The organism is Chitinophagaceae bacterium, assembly GCA_030053935.1.
Taxonomy (GTDB): domain Bacteria; phylum Bacteroidota; class Bacteroidia; order Cytophagales; family JASGCU01; genus JASGCU01.
The window spans coordinates 19828-36728 of the sequence record JASGCU010000013.1 but is presented as its reverse complement, the minus strand read 5'-3'; the positions used below and the strand labels follow the sequence as shown (position 1 = coordinate 36728).

Genomic DNA, 16901 nt, shown 5'->3' with positions numbered 1-16901 from the left:
ATATTACCAATGGCAATACAATGGGCGAACACATAGGTTCGCCCCTACATCGGGTGGTGCAATGGTTGAAAACGATGACAACGAATGAATATATTCGTGGAGTGAAAACGTTGGGTTGGCAACCGTTCAACGGTAAATTATGGCAACGCAATTATTGGGAACATATCATACGCAACGAAAACGATTACCTGCGTATCGCAGAATATATAATTAACAATCCCCTTACAATGGGACAACGATAAATTGAAATCATAATGGCAACCTATAAAACCATAGCAGAATCTAACAACTTCATCGTCTTAGATAATTTCACCAAACATTTGAAGGTAAGTGAACCACTTGCTGTTTATCAAACAGAAGCAGCACTCGAAAATGAATTTATTCAAGATTTAAGAAATCAAGGTTATGAATACCGATCTTTAAAAACGTATCAAGAAATGTTGACAAACGCAAGAATACAACTGCAAACGCTCAACAATATGACATTTTTAGATAGTGAATGGACTCGTTTTGTAGAAGAGTATTTAGATAAACCCAGCGACAACCTTGTAGAAAAAACAAGAAAAATACACGACAATTATATTTATGATTTTAAGTTTGATGATGGTCATATTCAAAACATCTACTTGGTTGACAAAAAGAATATCATCCGAAATAAAGTACAGGTAATTTCACAATTTGAACAGAAAGGAACACATTCCAATCGCTACGATGTGACCATTCTTGTAAATGGATTGCCGTTGGTGCAGGTAGAACTAAAAAAACGTGGAGTTGCTATCCGTGAAGCTTTTAACCAGGTCCATCGTTATACAAAAGAGAGTTTAAATAGCAGTAATTCACTTTTTAAATATTTACAGATTTTTGTTATTTCAAATGGAACCGACAGTCGATATTTTGCAAATACCATTGAGCGAAATAAAAACAGCTTTGATTTTACGATGAACTGGGCAAAGGCAGACAATACACTGATTAAAGACCTCAAGGATTTTACGGCTACATTTTTTCAAAAACATACGCTTTTAAATGTGCTATTAACGTATTCGGTTTTTGATACAAGTAATACATTACTTGTGATGCGGCCTTATCAAATTGCTGCAACAGAAAGAATGTTATGGAAAATTGACAGTTCTTATCAAGGCAAGAAATGGTCTGACATTGAAGGTGGTGGTTATATATGGCATACTACAGGTTCGGGTAAAACTCTGACAAGTTTTAAAGCAGCAAGATTAGCTACCCAACTTGACTTTATCGATAAAGTTTTCTTTGTAGTTGACCGGAAAGACTTGGACTTTCAAACAATGAAAGAATATCAAAGATTTTCTCCCGATAGTGTAAACGGTTCTGACAGCACAGCAGGTTTAAAGAGAAATATTGAAAAGGAGGATAATAAGATTATTGTAACAACTATACAAAAATTGAACAACCTTATGAAAAGTGAGAGTGATTTAGCTATTTACCAAAAGCAAGTCGTTTTCATTTTTGATGAAGCACATCGTTCTCAATTTGGTGAAGCTCAAAAGAATTTGAGAAAGAAGTTTAAAAAGTACTATCAATTCGGTTTTACAGGAACACCAATCTTCGTACAAAATGCGTTAGGGGCAGAAACTACAGCAAGTGTTTTTGGTCGAGAATTACACTCTTATGTAATTACGGATGCTATTAGAGATGAAAAAGTTCTGAAATTCAAAGTTGACTACAATGATGTTAGACCTCAGTTTAAGCGTATTGAAACTGAAATAGATGAGCAAAAATTAAGTGCAGTAGAAAATAAAAATCCATTGCTTCACCCAGAACGCATCAAAAAAATTTCTCATTATATTTTGCAGAATTTCAGAATAAAAACACACAGAAATCAAGGAAGTAACAAAGGCTTTAATGCCATGTTTGCGGTAAGTAGTGTGGATGCCGCAAAATGTTATTACGAGGAGCTGAACAATTTGCAAAAACAGAGCGATAAACCTTTAAAGATTGCGACAATATTCTCCTTTGCAGCCAATGAAGAACAAAGTGCAATCGGTGAAATTCTCGATGAAAGTTTTGAACCTTCTGCAATGGATAGTACCTCTAAAGAGTTTTTAACGAAAGCAATCAATGACTATAACTCAATGTTCAGAACCAGTTATGGTGTTGACAGCCATGAATTTCAAAATTATTATCGTGACCTTGCCAACCGCGTTAAGAACAAAGAGATTGACTTAATTATTGTAGTTGGTATGTTCCTTACTGGCTTTGATGCACCTACACTAAATACTTTGTTTGTCGATAAGAATTTGCGTTACCACGGTTTAATTCAAGCCTTCTCGCGTACAAATAGAATTTTTGATGCCACAAAAACCTTTGGCAATATTATAACATTCCGTAATCTAGAAAAAGCAACTATTGATGCAATCACGCTTTTCGGTGACAGCAACACCAAAAATGTGGTTCTTGAAAAGAGCTACAAAGAATATCTTGAAGGCTTTACAGACATTGTTACAGGCGAAGCCCGCAGAGGTTACATTGAAGTTGTAAAGGACTTAAATCAGAAGTTCCCCAATCCTGAGGAAATTGTTACAGAAAAGGACAAAAAAGAATTTTCAAAGTTATTTGGAGAATACCTACGTGTTGAAAACATACTACAGAATTACGATGAATTTAATAACCTTAAAGCATTTCAAACGATAGATAAAAACGATGCTGACGCTATTGAAGCGTTTAAAAAGGAGCATTTTGTAACGGATGAAGATATTGCCACAATGCAAAAGATTGATTTGCTGAAGGAGCGGACTATTCAGGATTATCGTTCTACCTACAATGATATTAGAGACTGGTTAAGACGGGAGAAAAGCGGTAAAGAAAAAGAAGAATCGACAATCGACTGGGACGATGTAGTGTTTGAAGTTGACTTGTTAAAATCACAAGAGATAAATCTTGATTATATTCTTGAATTAATTTTTGAGCATAACAAAAAAACAAAGGACAAAGCTACTTTAATTGAGGAAATCCGTAGAGTTATTCGTGCCAGTGTTGGCAACAGAGCAAAGGAGAGTTTGGTAATTGATTTTATTAATGAAACAGACCTTGATACGCTACATGATAAAGCAAATGTCATAGATTCATTTTTTGTATTTGCTCAAAACAAACAGAAAGCAGAAACATTGGCGTTAATCACAGAAGAAAATCTGAATGAAGATGCAGCGAAGCGATACATAACAACCTCTTTGAAGCGAGAATATGCAAGTGAAAATGGCACAGAACTGAATGCACTTTTACCAAAAATGAGTCCTTTAAATCCTCAATATTTGGCTAAAAAACAAAGTGTATTTCAAAAGCTTGTTTCGTTTGTAGAGAAGTTTAAAGGCGTTGGTGGACAACTATAAATAATGACAAAGGAAGAAAAATGAATACCCAGCCCAACAGCCACACACATTGCTAAGCCGCACAGACCAAAGCTTGGCAAAAAGCTTGTCTGCCCCTGACAATATTGAATTAAAAAGATCTTCCCTCCTTTCTGAAAATAAAAAATTCACAACCGCACAGACCGACATGATAAAAACAGTGAAACGTAGTATTGACAATGGTTTGCAAAGCCGAACGCCATCCTATACAGCACCTACAAAAAATTGGCGGCTCAGTGCTTCGTATGACGGTTTTGTGCAGGTTCAACAGTAGGAATCCTATTTGAATTTGTGCTAAAAACCCCTCACATCGCAAAACCGCAAAACGTTATATGCAATACGAAACATTATATATTGATGGACAGAAAAAATACTAGGAATATAGTTTTTTATCCAAAAATGATGTCCATTTTTCTAATTTTTCTTTTTTAAGAACTCTCGGAAATTTACTCTGTCCTCCTTCTTTTCCTTCTAATTTCATATATTCATAAAAAAAACCATATGGAACAAATTTTACAAACACTTCTTTCAGGGCTGATTCTCTTTCTACCCTATAATCATCATTTATATCTTTCATTATTGTATCTAACATATCTCTAAATGTATTCTCCGATATATCTATATTTTTTTCAGTCCCTATATACCATAAATGAGCAAAGAATCCTTCATAACTTCTACAAGTGAGAGTAAATTCTCTTACTTCTATTTTTAATTCTTCAGCCACCGTTTGTATTACTGTATTCATATTTTCTACGGATACATGTTCTCCACAAACACTCATAAAATGTTTTGTTCTTCCTGTTATAATAATATCTGCATTTTTTTTTGAAACAAATTTAAGAGTGTCTCCTATAAGATATCTCCAAGCCCCTGCATTTGTAGTAATGAGTAGAGCATATTCTTCTTGTTCTTTTATTTCATCTATTTTCAATACTTGAGGATTTTCTAAAATATCTCCTTCAAAAGAAAAATTATTTTCATTGAATGGGATAAATTCATAAAAGATACCATTATCCATAATCAGTTTCATATAATTTACATATGGCTGTTCCTGTATAGCAATAAATCCTTCTGAAGCCAAGTAGGTTTGTATATACAATATCTTTTTGCTAAAAAACTTCTCAAAACTTTTTCTATAAGGGTCTATAGAAACACCACCATACGCAAAAACTTCTAAATGAGGCCATATATCATGTATTGTTTTTAACTTATAGTGTTTTATTATTCTTTCTAACAATATCTGCACCCATGATGGAACACCGGCAATAATTCCTATATCCCATTTAGTAGCATTTTCTACTATGGCATCTATTTTGGTGTTCCAATCTTTGATCTTTGCTATTTTTTTTCCGGGTTTATAAAATCTTTGAAACCAAGCTGGTAGGTTACTTGCTGTTATACCACTCAAATCACCTTCTTCCCATTTGTAGAGAGAATTTTTTGTAAGTGCGGTACTTCCTCCTAACATCAAAACTTGTTTGGTGAAAAAATTATCTGGCAGGTTACATTCTAATAGAGTAAGGAACTGTTTTATTCCTGATTTATTTATAGATTTTTGCATCTTACGAGTAACAGGAATATATTTAGAAGAAGCGCTTGCGGTTCCTGAACTCATTGCAAAATATTTGATTTTCCCTTTACAAGTAATATTTTGTTCTCCTAAACGTTGCTTCGCCCACCAATTGTTATAGATACTTTCATAGTCAAAAATAGGTACAGTATCCTGAAATACTTTACAAAAATGTAAGTTATTATTTGCGTTTTCTAAAATTTCTGTAAAATTATATTTCTTACCAAAACTCGTATTCCGAGCTTGGAATAGTAGTTTTTTCAGCTCATTTTCTTGTATTTTTTTATGTGGAATATGTTTATTTTCTAATCTTTTTCGGAAAAGAATACTTTTTTTTATGAATGTACCAAGTAATTTCATAGTGGTTGTTTAAAATTTTAGTTTTGAACTCTATTCAAAAAATTATTATTAAGCATTTTATGATTTTGTAATCACTTGACTACTCATGAGTTTTTAAATATATTTTTTTGTTCTTTTTTATTTATTTTTCATCAAAATAAGAGCCAGTTACAAAAAACCATTTTTACAGAGATATTGAGTTTCAAAATTATTGATAATCAATTATTTATAAAAGTAGAAGTATATCAAAAAGGTTTTTTCGGAGTGAAATCAAAATAATGATTTTTTTCTGATGTATATTGTCATATATTTATTTTTTGACAATAATAGAAATAGATTTTTAGATAGGATTACAAAAGAGAAATTACATAAAAAATGAGATGTACTCATTAGTTACAAACTTTATATGAAAGAAGAAAATAATTATGCAAATAAAAAATGTGATAAAGAAAGTATTGGTTCAATATTTTGAATAACGAGAGTTGGTTATTGTTGTATTTTTTCTACCAAGGCTTTAAAGGCATTGGGGTTATTATAGGCGAGATCAGCAAGTACTTTTCTATTCATATCTATATTTTGTTCTTTGAGTTTTCCTATAAAAACGGAATATGACATATTATAAGGTCTTGTAGCCGCATTAATTCTTTGTATCCATAGTGATCTATAGTTTCTTTTTTTTTGTTTTCTTCCTGTGTATGCGTATAACCATGCTTTTTCTACTGCGTTTTTTGCTACTGTCCATACATTTTTTCTTCGTCCAAAGAACCCTTTTGCATGTTTTAGTATTTTTTTTCTTCTTTCTCTTGATGCTACGTGATTAACTGATCTTGGCATTTTTTTGTTTCGTTTTAGTGTTTATTACTTGTTTATTTATATATGTAACATGTTTTTTACGCGGTACATATCTGTTTTATCAACCATTCCCATTAATCCTAATCTATTTTTTCTTTTCTTTTCTTTTTTTGTAAGAATATGGTTTTTAAATGCTCTTTTATGCATTATTTTATTAGTTCCTGTTATTTTAAATCTTTTTTTTGCACCTGATTTTGTTTTAACTTTTGGCATAATTGTATTGTTTATAAATAGATTTTATTGAGTTATTAGGTAATATTTTTAATGTATTCCTACTTTAATTTTTATTAATTGCTTATCGGTTGTTCCAGTAATTTTATCTTTTGGGCTAATAGTTACAGATAAACGTCTTCCCTCTAATTTAGGTGGAGATTCTGGTTTTCCGTATTCTTCTACATCTTTTATGAGTCTATTTAGAATATTTTCTCCACGTTCTTTGTATGCAATAGATCTTCCTTGAAAGTATACGTGTGCTCGGACTTTTGCTTTTTCAACGAGGAAATTTATAACATGTACCAATTTAAATTTAAAATCATGCTCGTCAGTATTAGGACCAAATTGTATTTCTTTTACAATATTTTTTTGTAAACTTGAAGCTTTTGCTTCTTTTAATTTTATTTTTTGTGCGTACTTAAACTTAGAGTAGTCCATTATTTTACAAACAGGTGGATTTCCGTTTGGTGATATTTCTACTAAGTCTAATTTTTTTTCTTCAGCTATCCTTAGAGCTTCTTTTATTGTTACGATTCCATTTTCAAGCCCTTCTCCCACTACTCTTACAAAACGAGCCTCTATATACTGGTTTATTTTATAAGGTTCGTCATGTTTATTTGTAATTGTTCTTTTTTTTATATCTTTGTCAATCAATGTTTTTATTAAATTAAAAAATAATTATTTTACTAAATCAAATTGTTACTTTAATAATCCTTTTGCTTTTGCGATAACTGTTTCAGAAATATTATTAGGAACTTGTTCATAATGTGAGAAAGTAAGGGTTGCGGTTGCTCTTCCTGAACTCATTGTTCGCATATCGGTAACATATCCAAACAGTTCTGATAGCGGAACATCTGCTTTTATAACTTGAGAGTTTCCTCTTCTATCCATTCCTTTCATAATCCCTCTTCTTCTATTCAGGTCTCCTGTTATTGGTCCTGTATATTCTTCGGGGGTAAGTACTTCTACTGACATTATAGGTTCTAATATTGCGGGTTTTGCTTTTTTAGCAGCTTCTCTAAATCCATTTCTTGCAGCCATTTCAAAAGAGATTGAATCAGAATCTACTTCGTGATAAGAACCGTGGAAAAGTCGGATTTTCATAGAATCCATGGGGTATCCTGCGAGGATACCTGTTTTCATCGCTTCTGCAAATCCTTTTTGAATAGAAGGTATAAATTCTCTTGGTATAACGCCACCTACTACGTCATTTACAAATTGAAGTCCTTCTTCAGCATAATCTTTGTCTTTTGGTCCTATTTCAAAAACTATATCTCCAAATTTACCTCGTCCGCCTGTTTGTTTTTTATAAACTTCTTTATGTTCAATAGTATCACGAAAGAGTTCTTTATAAGCAACTTGCGGAGCTCCTTGGTTCACTTCTACTTTAAATTCTCTTTTTAATCGGTCTATTATGATTTCTAAATGGAGTTCTCCCATACCACGTAGTATTGTTTGTCCTGTTTCTATATCACTATTTACATGAAGAGTAGGATCTTCTTCTATGAGTTTTCCAATAGCTATACTTAGTTTATCTGCATCTGCCTGTGTTTTAGGTTCTATAGCATATCCGATAACGGGTTGTGGAAATACCATAGATTCTAATATAATTTTATTTTTTTCATCACAGAGTGTATCTCCTGTTTTTATGTCTTTGAATCCTACTACAGCTGCTATGTCACCTGCTTGGAGACGTTCTATTTGATTTTGTTTATTTGCATGCATATGGAATATGCGTGATATTCTTTCTTTATTTCCAGATCTTGTATTATATACATAAGAACCAGATTCTAATGTTCCCGAATAGCATCTAACGAAACATAATCTACCGACAAATGGATCGGTTGCTATTTTAAATGCGAGTGCAGTGAATGGTTCCGAAGGATCGGGTTTTCTGAATATTTCTTTTTCTATGTTATCAGGATCTGTTCCTATAATTTTTTCTCTATCTAATGGGGATGGGAGTAGTTCCATTACATAATCTAATAGTGTTTGTACCCCTTTGTTTTTGAAAGCGGATCCGCAGAGCATGGGAACAAAATCCATATTAATAGTTGCTTTTCTAAGGGCTATTAATATTTCTTCTTTGGTAAGTGATTCGGGATTATCAAAATATTTTTCCATGAGTTTATCATCATATTCTGCAACTGCTTCTAAGAGGTACTGCCTATATTGGTTTACTTCTTCTTGCATTTCTGGTGGTATAGGTATGATTTTATATGTCATTCCTTTATCTTCTTCATTCCATACCATTGCTTTGTTTTCTACGAGATCTACTACACCTTTAAAATTTTCTTCTGTTCCTATGGGGAGCTGTATGGGAACAGATTTTGTTCCTAATCGTTCTTTTATCTGATTACATACCATAAGGAAGTCAGCACCAGATCTATCCATTTTATTTACGAATCCTAATCTTGCTACTTTGTAGTTATCTGCTAATCTCCAGTTGGTTTCTGATTGTGGTTCTACTCCATCTACCGCACTAAAAAGAAATACTAATCCGTCCAGTACTCTTAAGGATCTATTTACTTCTACTGTAAAGTCTACGTGACCTGGTGTATCTATTATATTGATTTGGTACTTGTTAGATTTATAATTCCAGTATACTGTGGTAGCTGCGGCGGTGATAGTAATTCCTCGTTCTTGTTCTTGTTCCATCCAGTCCATTGTCGCTGCTCCGTCGTGTACTTCTCCTATTTTATGGTTGACTCCGGTATAGTATAAAATTCGTTCTGTTGTAGTGGTTTTTCCAGCGTCTATGTGAGCGGCTATTCCGATATTTCTAAAATATTTAAGATTTTTTGTCATTAGTTGATTTGTGGTTTTTAGTATTATGGATTTTTAAATGATTGGTTATTACAGATCATTTCTTGCAAAATAGAAATATTTTAGATAATTTATAAAAGTGTGTGTATTTTATTTGTAAAAAATAAAAAATAGTACTGTTTTTTTAATAATATAAAACAATATATAAGTTTTCGATAGATATAAGATGGAATTTTGGAGTAGTTGGTCCAGTTCTCTGAAAAGTTACTTTTGATACATTTATAATTTTGTAACTATTTGATTATCTGTAGTTTGAAAACTCAATATTCCTGTAAAATTGATTTTTCGGTGTGGGATTAATAGTATAAAAATAGTTTATTTAGATTTTTTATTAGAGTTTTCTATGATTTGTTTTATTTTTTCTTCTATCATTAGATAACCGTCTCTAAATATTTTTTCTCCATTATCTTTTCCAGAAAGAAGATTTTTAATATTCTTTTGTGCTGCTACGACGGTAGTATGGTCTTTATTAAAAGCTTTTCCTATTTCTACAACAGAATTTCGGGTATTGTTGCGACAAAGGTCCATTGCTATATATCTTGGTGTGGTAATAGATCTCCTACGGTCAAGAGATTTCATATCATCTAATGAGATATTGAATTGATTTGCTACCATTTGTTGAATGATTTCTATGGTAATGGGTTTGAGCATGAATTCGTTTTTTTTCTCTATTTTTGGTAGTTTTTTTTTGTATATATTTTCGGTCATTTCTATGTCAATATCTTTTTGTAAGTATTCAGAGTATTGGTATAAAGTTACTATGATACCGTTTAGATCTCTTATGTTGTCTATTGGTTGTTCGGATAAATAGTTTATGACATGTTCATGAATGGGGGTGTTTTTATTTTTTATAAAACTTTTTATATAACTCTTCTTTGCCTCTGTATTAAGTGGTTCTATTTCTATTGTGAGACCACTTCTGAATCGAGATAGAATTCTATTAGGGAAAACTAAGTCAGAGGGTGGGGTATCGGCTATGAGTACTATTTGTTTGCGTGATTCTTTTAAAAAATTAAATATTTGAAAAAATATTTCTATAGTTTTTTCAAATTGTGGAATACGCCATAAATGAACATCATCTACTATAAAAAGGTCTAGTGACATAAAATATTCTTGAAATTCATTTATATATTTATTTTTAGCGGCATTTGCAAAAAACCTAGTAAACATTTCTGATGATATATATCTTACTTTTTTATCAGTATCTAAAGAAGTGAGCTTGTTTACCATAGAATGTGCTAAATGTGTTTTTCCTAACCCCGTTGAACCATACAAAAACACTATATCATTTGACATTTTTTTAAAAACTTTTTCTATAATTTTGTTACATTCTAAGAGTGCAAATCTGTTATTAGAAGATTCTATGAAAGTATCAAATGTGTAATATTGGTCTATACTATTTTTAAAACTATAAGGGTTGAATACTAAGTGTTTAGATTCTTCTTCCTCTGCATTTGGTTTATTATAAAATAATTTTGTCTCTTTTACGATACTTTTTATTTCATTTTCATCGGGTTTTATGAAATAAGATATGCTATAATCTTTTCCAAATGTTTTTTCTAATCCTTCAGTTATAATATCTATATAGTTGGTTTCCCAATGATCGTAAATAATATGTGTGCATTCTATTGTTAGCACGTTATTTTCTAATTTTATAAAGGTAACGGGTGCAAACCATGCTCTGTATTCTTGGGGAGATATGCGTTTTTTTATAGATTCGAGAAACGTAATAAACTTTTCTGTTTCATTTGATATAAATATTTGCATAACTTATTATTTAAGATGGAATAATGTTTTTTTTATTCTGGTACATGCTTCTATAAGATCTTTTTCTGATGCGGCATAAGATATTCGTATAGATGTTTCGGATCCAAATGCCGTTCCGGATACCAGAGATACAAGTCCTTTTTCTAAAAGATAAATAGAAAGTTCATCGGCATTCTTTATAAATGTCGTTCCATCTGTTTTATGTAAAAATGCACTTATGTCGGGGAATATATAAAAAGCTCCATCGGGAATATATGTCTTAAGATTTGGAATATCATTGAGCATTTCTAAAACTAAATCTCTTCGTTTTGCATATATATATCTCATTTTTTTTGTTTCTGTAAGTTCAGTAGATGAAAGAGCTACAAAAGCTGCTCTCTGAGATATGGAACTTGCCGCACTTGTGACTTGTCCTTGTACTTTTTCACATGCTAATGCGAGATATTTAGGAGCAGTTAAGTACCCTAATCTCCATCCTGTCATAGCAAAACCTTTAGACATACCATTTATTGTGGCGGTTCTGTCTTTTACTTCTTCAAAACTTCCTATACTATAATTTTTTCCTACAAAATTTATATGTTCGTAAATTTCATCTGCAAAAATCCATATATTGGGATATTTTTTTAGAACTTCTACAAATGTTTGTAGTTCTTCTTTACTGAATACAGAACCTGTAGGATTACAAGGTGAAGAGTATAAAAGTGCTTTTGTTTTTGGAGTGATGTGTGCTTGTAATTCATCGGCAGTAGGTTTGTATCTATTTTCAATACTTCCTCGGACTAATATAGGTTTTCCTCCACAAAATTCAACTATATCAGCATAGCTTACCCAATATGGTGCAAAAATAATAACTTCATCGCCTGGATCTACGACGCTACATATTAGGTTATAAATGCATTGCTTTGCTCCGTTAGATATAACAATGTTTTCAGCGGTGCTTTGTATATTATTTTCTTTTGTGAATTTATTTGCTATAAGTTCTCGAAGATCTTGATATCCTGCAACGGGGGGATAAGAAAAAAATTTTTCAGATTGTATGCTTTCTATTGCTCCTTTTTGAATATATTGAGGAGTTTTGAAATCTGGTTCGCCTAAACTCAGATTAATAATATCTAATCCCAATGCTTTGAGTTCTCTTGCTTTTTTTGCCATTGCTAAAGTAGCGGATTCAGCAAGTGCATTTACCTTTTTTGATATGAATGGCATTTTATTTTTTGTATTTGTTTATTGGGTATGATGTTTTTTGTTATTTACAAATATAGAAAAATATTTTAATATAGTTTCTTTTCTAATTTCTAATTAGTTTTTTAATAAAAAGAAGATGTTTTTTATATAAATTACCCATGTGTTCTTTTGTAAAATGTATTCTTTTTCTTGACTATTATGTAAAAAATAGATATTTATTTGTTTACCCTCACAATAGAAAATGTTTTTACAAAAAAATTTGCATTCCAAAATTCTTTCGCTTCTTTTTCTGACCAGCATGCGATGTTTTTCCCTTTTTTATATGCACAAAAGATTTCATTCCATGCAAAAGTATGCGAATATTCTTTTCCCAATTCTCCTATAGACGGTATTTCAGGTTTTATTTTTAGAGTTGCCTCTTTATTTCCTGTTTTTGATTGGAGTGTTAGAAGGATAATGTCGTTATTTTTAAAGCAAGTCGGTTTTGTAAGTATTCCTGATTTCCATTTTACAGATGCTGTTAATACAGGGTCTCCTCCAAAAAGAGAAAAAGTATACACAATAGACATTTCGGATACAGCACAGTTTTTGTGAACAAATTTAGTTTTGGTTACAGTTCCTTCAAAAGAGACATGGGGAATAGATACTCCGATTTCTTGGGCAGATATATTTTGATAAAAAAAGAATAGTAAGAAGGTTATATATTTTTTCATATTTTTAAGAATAATTTTGTTATTTTATTGGGGAGCAACAAGAGGAACGTCAACGGGAAATTGCATTGTGGCACAGTGTAAAGACCCACCTTGTTGAATAAGAGGCAGACAATTGATACCTATTACTTTTCGAGGATTGAAAACTCTTTGTATTTTCTCTGCAGCAATAATATCTTTTTCGGATGAATAGAAAGGAACGAGAACTGCGTCATTTAGAATCAAAAAATTCGTATAGGTAGCGGGAAGACGTTTTCCTTCGTGCATTATTTTATCAGGCATAGGAAGGGCTATCGTTCTAAAATATTCTTTTTCCATATTTTTTAGTTCTTTTACTTCTTCTTCCATTCTTTGAAGAGATTTATGATGCTCACTACGTTTCTCTTCGCTTTTAGTATAAAATAAAAAATTTCTCGGACCGAATCTTACTAAATTATCAATATGCCCATCTGTATCATCACCTTCCACAAAACCATTTTCTATCCATATTACATTTGTGGTGCCAAAATAGGACACAAATTTTTGTGTAATCCTTTCTTGAGTGAGATACGGGTTTCTATTAGGAGTCAAGAGACATTTTTTAGTAGTCAAGAGAGAACCCTTTCCATCTACATCAATACTCCCTCCTTCTAAAACCATATCCATATTTATAGATGGCGTATCTTGAAAAGTTCCCGAGGATAAGAGCTCTGCATTTATGAGATTGTCTTTATCAGCAACATACTTCAATCCCCATCCATTAAACATAAAATTGAGTAAAATAGGTTTGTTATCCTCTAATACGGTTATTATTCCATGATCCCTTGCCCATATATCATTTGCGGGTATTTCTACAATATATATGTTATTGTTCCAAAAACGAAGTTTTTCTTTTATTTTACGAGTATTATCTCCTACGATTAATACTTTTTGTCTTTTAGAAATTTCGAATATTATAGATTCAAAACATTCATGAACCTCATCTAATCCTTTACCTATCCAACCCATTCCTTCGCATGGCCATGTAAGTTGTACAAAACTTTGTTCTTCCCATTCCGCTGGTAAACGCATAGTTATTTTTTTTTTAATTTATAAATAGTAATAATGATAATGAGTATTGTATTTTTTGTGAATTATTTTTCCATAAATAATAAATATATGATAATACATAAAAGGATTCTATGTTATTATTTTAAATGTTATTAACATATAAAATTATGTGCATTTTTTTCGTTTATTACGAAAGAGAGGATTATTAAGATATTTTATATTCAAAAAAAGTACTTATTGTATAAGAAATAAAACTCCTGTGCAAAATACACTATTTTAAGAAATAATTTTTTAAAGTTTATATTCTATTATTATATTTCATATAGTAATAAAGAGATGCATATAAAATGTTCTTTTTTCCAAAACAAATGTGTAGTTGTTGATTTTATGTGTCGCTTTTAGAGTTTTTTTTAATAATTGTATTAAAATTAAATTTATATTAGGTATTTATGAATATACATCTTTTTTTACAAGTTGTGTTTATAGTATGTTTTTTCTCTGTATTTTATTTTTTAATGAGGAGAGTAAAGCATATCTATCGAAATATTTTATTAGGGAGGTCTTGGGATATAAAAGGTAATCGGGTAGAACGTTTGAAATTGTTGTTGTTTGTAGCGTTTGGGCAAAAAAAAATGTTTCAGAAACCGTTGGTAGCGTTTTTTCATTTTGTGATATATGTGGGTTTTTTATTGATAAATATAGAGGTTTTAGAAATAGTGATAGATGGTTTTTTAGGAACACATAGGGTTTTTGCTTCATTTTTTGGTAATTTGTATGGTATTGCAATAAGTATTTTTGAGTTTTTAGGGATGGGAGTAGTATTGTCCTGTGTTATTTTTTTAGTGAGGAGAGATATTCTAAAAATAAAGAGATTGAATCAAGAAGAACTTCGCGGATTTCCGTTATTAGATGCGCATATTATTTTGCTGGCGGAAATTATTCTTATGACTGCTATTTTTATTATGAATGCAACTGATCAGGTTTTACAAACACGGGAATTGGAGCATTATTCTCATACGGGTATTTTTTTTATAAGTTCTTTTTTCGTTTCTTTTTTTGAAGGTATGAGTAATGGTACTCTTATTTACATAGAGCGTATTTCTTGGTTTATTCATATATTAGGGATATTTGCATTTACAATTTATATTACGTATTCTAAGCATCTCCATATTGTTATTTCTTTTTTCAACACGTATTTTTCTCGCATAGAACCAAAGGGTAAAATAGATAATAATCCATTAGTTACGAAGGAAGTAGTTTCTTTTTTAGGGGTACCTTCACCTGTAGAGGAAATGGTGCAGATGAGTGGAAAATTTGGAGCAAAAGATGTATTAGATCTGACATGGAAAAATCTTATGGATGCTTATAGCTGCACCGAATGTGGAAGGTGTACCAGTGTATGCCCTGCAAATATTACGGGAAAAAAACTTAGTCCTCGAAAAATCATGATGGACACGAGAGATAGAATAGAAGAGGTGGGTATATTATTAGATAAAGGAAAAAATCCCGCTGATAATGGAAAAACTCTTCTGTATGATTTTATTACCAAAGAAGAAATAAATGCCTGCACTACTTGTAACGCTTGTGTTGAAATATGTCCCATAAATATAGACCCTCTTCATATTATTATTCAGTTAAGACAATATGTGGTAATGGAAGAATCGGCTGCTCATCCCAGTTGGAATTCTCTTTTTGCAAATATAGAGAATAATTTTGCACCTTGGAAGTTTGCTCCAACGGATAGATTTCTTTGGAAAGATAATGAATGAGATATTTTTTAAGGAATCATTCTACTTTATGCTATATCTATGATATACTTTTACTATATAAATATTCAATATCGTCTCCCCAAGATAAGTCCTATAAAAACACTGGTAAAAGATATTATAGTACAAGAAAATAAACAGATCCAAAATATAAATTTTATTTTTTGTGATGATGAGCATCTATTAGAGATAAATAAACAATACTTGCAGCACGATTATTATACAGATATAATCACTTTTTATTTTGGTAATTCGTATCTTATAGATGGGGAATGCTATATAAGTATTGATAGGGTAACAGATAACGCAAAAAAATTTGAAGAACCTTTTGAAAGAGAATTAGTGAGAGTAATATCTCATGGGGTGCTTCATCTCTGCGGATATAAAGATACAACAAACGAAGAGATAAGAATTATGCGAGAAAAAGAAGATATATATATTCAAAGATTTTTAATATGAAAAGTGAACTTATTTAACGTATAGTATATGCTGTTTGTAGATATAACAAATGATATAGCGTTTAGAAAAATTTTTGGGTGTGAAGAAAAACCTGAAATATTACTTTCTTTTCTCAATGCTGTGTTAGGTCTTCCTGATGGAAGAAAAATTATTCATATTGATTTTAAAAATCCATATCAATTGCCGCAATTACACAAAAAAAAGCAATCTATTTTAGATATAAAAGTGGTAGATGAAAAGAAAAAAAATTATATAATAGAAATGCAGGTGGAAGAACCTGATGGATTTGAAAATCGTGTGCAGTATTATACCAACAAGGACTTTGTAAATCAAATTAAGGAAGGTGAACAGTACGTTCTTCTTAACCCCGTTATTTTTATAGGGGTTATTAAGTTTAATTTTTTTAGTAATCCCAATTATCTTACGAGGCATGTTTTATTAGATACAAAAACACATGCCTATGAGTTAAGAGGAACAGAATATAATTTTGTAGAACTCTTGAAATTTGATAAGACAGAAGAAGAATGTCTTAACATTACAGAGCAATGGGTTTTTTTCTTAAGAAATTCAAAGAAACTAAAAGATATTCCAAAAAATATTACTGACAAGGGATTGTTATTAGCTTATCAAATGGCAAATAGATTTCAGTGGAGTGATAAAGAAATGGAGGAATATGATTACGCAAGTATGAGAGAACAAGACGAAAGAGGAAAAATAACACGAGTAGTAAATAAACTGACTGCCGCAGAAAAGCGTGCGGAGCAAGCGGAAATACGTGCGGAGCAAGCGGAAATACGTGCGGAGCAAG

Annotated in this window: 15 protein-coding genes; 6 read left to right on the top strand and 9 right to left on the bottom strand. The window is 31.3% G+C overall.

Annotation, left to right across the window (positions count from 1 at the left end; genetic code table 11):
- The 3 genes from QM536_02935 to QM536_02925 form a co-directional block, all read left to right on the top strand.
- Positions 1 to 242 (top strand): hypothetical protein (locus QM536_02935; GenBank protein ID MDI9355964.1); only part of this gene is annotated, 242 nt, incomplete at its 5' end.
- A 12-nt stretch (positions 243 to 254) separates the two neighbouring features.
- On the top strand, positions 255 to 3359 hold the full coding sequence (locus QM536_02930) for a type I restriction endonuclease subunit R (GenBank protein ID MDI9355963.1): 3105 nt from the start codon (positions 255 to 257) through the stop codon (positions 3357 to 3359).
- Positions 3360 to 3408: 49 nt separating this feature from the next.
- Positions 3409 to 3651 carry a hypothetical protein gene (locus tag QM536_02925; GenBank protein MDI9355962.1) on the top strand — a complete coding sequence of 81 codons (243 nt, stop codon included), beginning with the start codon at positions 3409 to 3411 and terminating at the stop codon, positions 3649 to 3651.
- Positions 3652 to 3750: 99 nt separating this feature from the next.
- Here QM536_02925 and QM536_02920 read toward each other — a convergent pair whose 3' ends face one another.
- The 9 genes from QM536_02920 to QM536_02880 form a co-directional block, all read right to left on the bottom strand.
- Positions 3751 to 5307: a GH3 auxin-responsive promoter family protein gene (locus tag QM536_02920; protein MDI9355961.1), complete on the bottom strand. Its 1557-nt coding sequence runs from the start codon at positions 5305 to 5307 to the stop codon at positions 3751 to 3753.
- A 465-nt stretch (positions 5308 to 5772) separates the two neighbouring features.
- On the bottom strand, positions 5773 to 6120 hold the full coding sequence (gene rplT, locus QM536_02915) for a 50S ribosomal protein L20 (protein ID MDI9355960.1): 348 nt from the start codon (positions 6118 to 6120) through the stop codon (positions 5773 to 5775).
- A gap of 36 nt (positions 6121 to 6156) precedes the next feature.
- Positions 6157 to 6351, bottom strand: a complete 195-nt coding sequence (gene rpmI / locus QM536_02910) for a 50S ribosomal protein L35 (GenBank protein MDI9355959.1) — start codon at positions 6349 to 6351, stop codon at positions 6157 to 6159.
- A 48-nt stretch (positions 6352 to 6399) separates the two neighbouring features.
- Positions 6400 to 7005: a translation initiation factor IF-3 gene (gene infC, locus QM536_02905; protein MDI9355958.1), complete on the bottom strand. Its 606-nt coding sequence runs from the start codon at positions 7003 to 7005 to the stop codon at positions 6400 to 6402.
- A gap of 45 nt (positions 7006 to 7050) precedes the next feature.
- The gene (gene fusA, locus QM536_02900; protein MDI9355957.1) at positions 7051 to 9159 is read right to left on the bottom strand and encodes an elongation factor G; all 2109 of its coding nucleotides are present in this window, start codon (positions 9157 to 9159) and stop codon (positions 7051 to 7053) included.
- A gap of 333 nt (positions 9160 to 9492) precedes the next feature.
- The gene (locus QM536_02895; protein MDI9355956.1) at positions 9493 to 10944 is read right to left on the bottom strand and encodes a DnaA/Hda family protein; all 1452 of its coding nucleotides are present in this window, start codon (positions 10942 to 10944) and stop codon (positions 9493 to 9495) included.
- Positions 10945 to 10950: 6 nt separating this feature from the next.
- Positions 10951 to 12150, bottom strand: a complete 1200-nt coding sequence (locus tag QM536_02890; protein MDI9355955.1) for a pyridoxal phosphate-dependent aminotransferase — start codon at positions 12148 to 12150, stop codon at positions 10951 to 10953.
- Positions 12151 to 12344: 194 nt separating this feature from the next.
- The gene (locus QM536_02885; GenBank protein MDI9355954.1) at positions 12345 to 12842 is read right to left on the bottom strand and encodes a hypothetical protein; all 498 of its coding nucleotides are present in this window, start codon (positions 12840 to 12842) and stop codon (positions 12345 to 12347) included.
- 24 nt (positions 12843 to 12866) lie between these two features.
- Positions 12867 to 13889 (bottom strand): agmatine deiminase family protein, encoded by a 1023-nt coding sequence (locus QM536_02880; protein MDI9355953.1) that lies wholly within the window; start codon positions 13887 to 13889, stop codon positions 12867 to 12869.
- A 611-nt stretch (positions 13890 to 14500) separates the two neighbouring features.
- Here QM536_02880 and QM536_02875 point away from each other — a divergent pair.
- From QM536_02875 to QM536_02865, 3 genes are all read left to right on the top strand, one after another.
- Positions 14501 to 15637 (top strand): (Fe-S)-binding protein, encoded by a 1137-nt coding sequence (locus QM536_02875; protein MDI9355952.1) that lies wholly within the window; start codon positions 14501 to 14503, stop codon positions 15635 to 15637.
- 39 nt (positions 15638 to 15676) lie between these two features.
- On the top strand, positions 15677 to 16093 hold the full coding sequence (gene ybeY / locus QM536_02870; GenBank protein ID MDI9355951.1) for an rRNA maturation RNase YbeY: 417 nt from the start codon (positions 15677 to 15679) through the stop codon (positions 16091 to 16093).
- A gap of 27 nt (positions 16094 to 16120) precedes the next feature.
- Positions 16121 to 16901, top strand: a 781-nt coding sequence (locus QM536_02865) for an Rpn family recombination-promoting nuclease/putative transposase (GenBank protein MDI9355950.1), incomplete at its 3' end; no start/stop codon positions are given.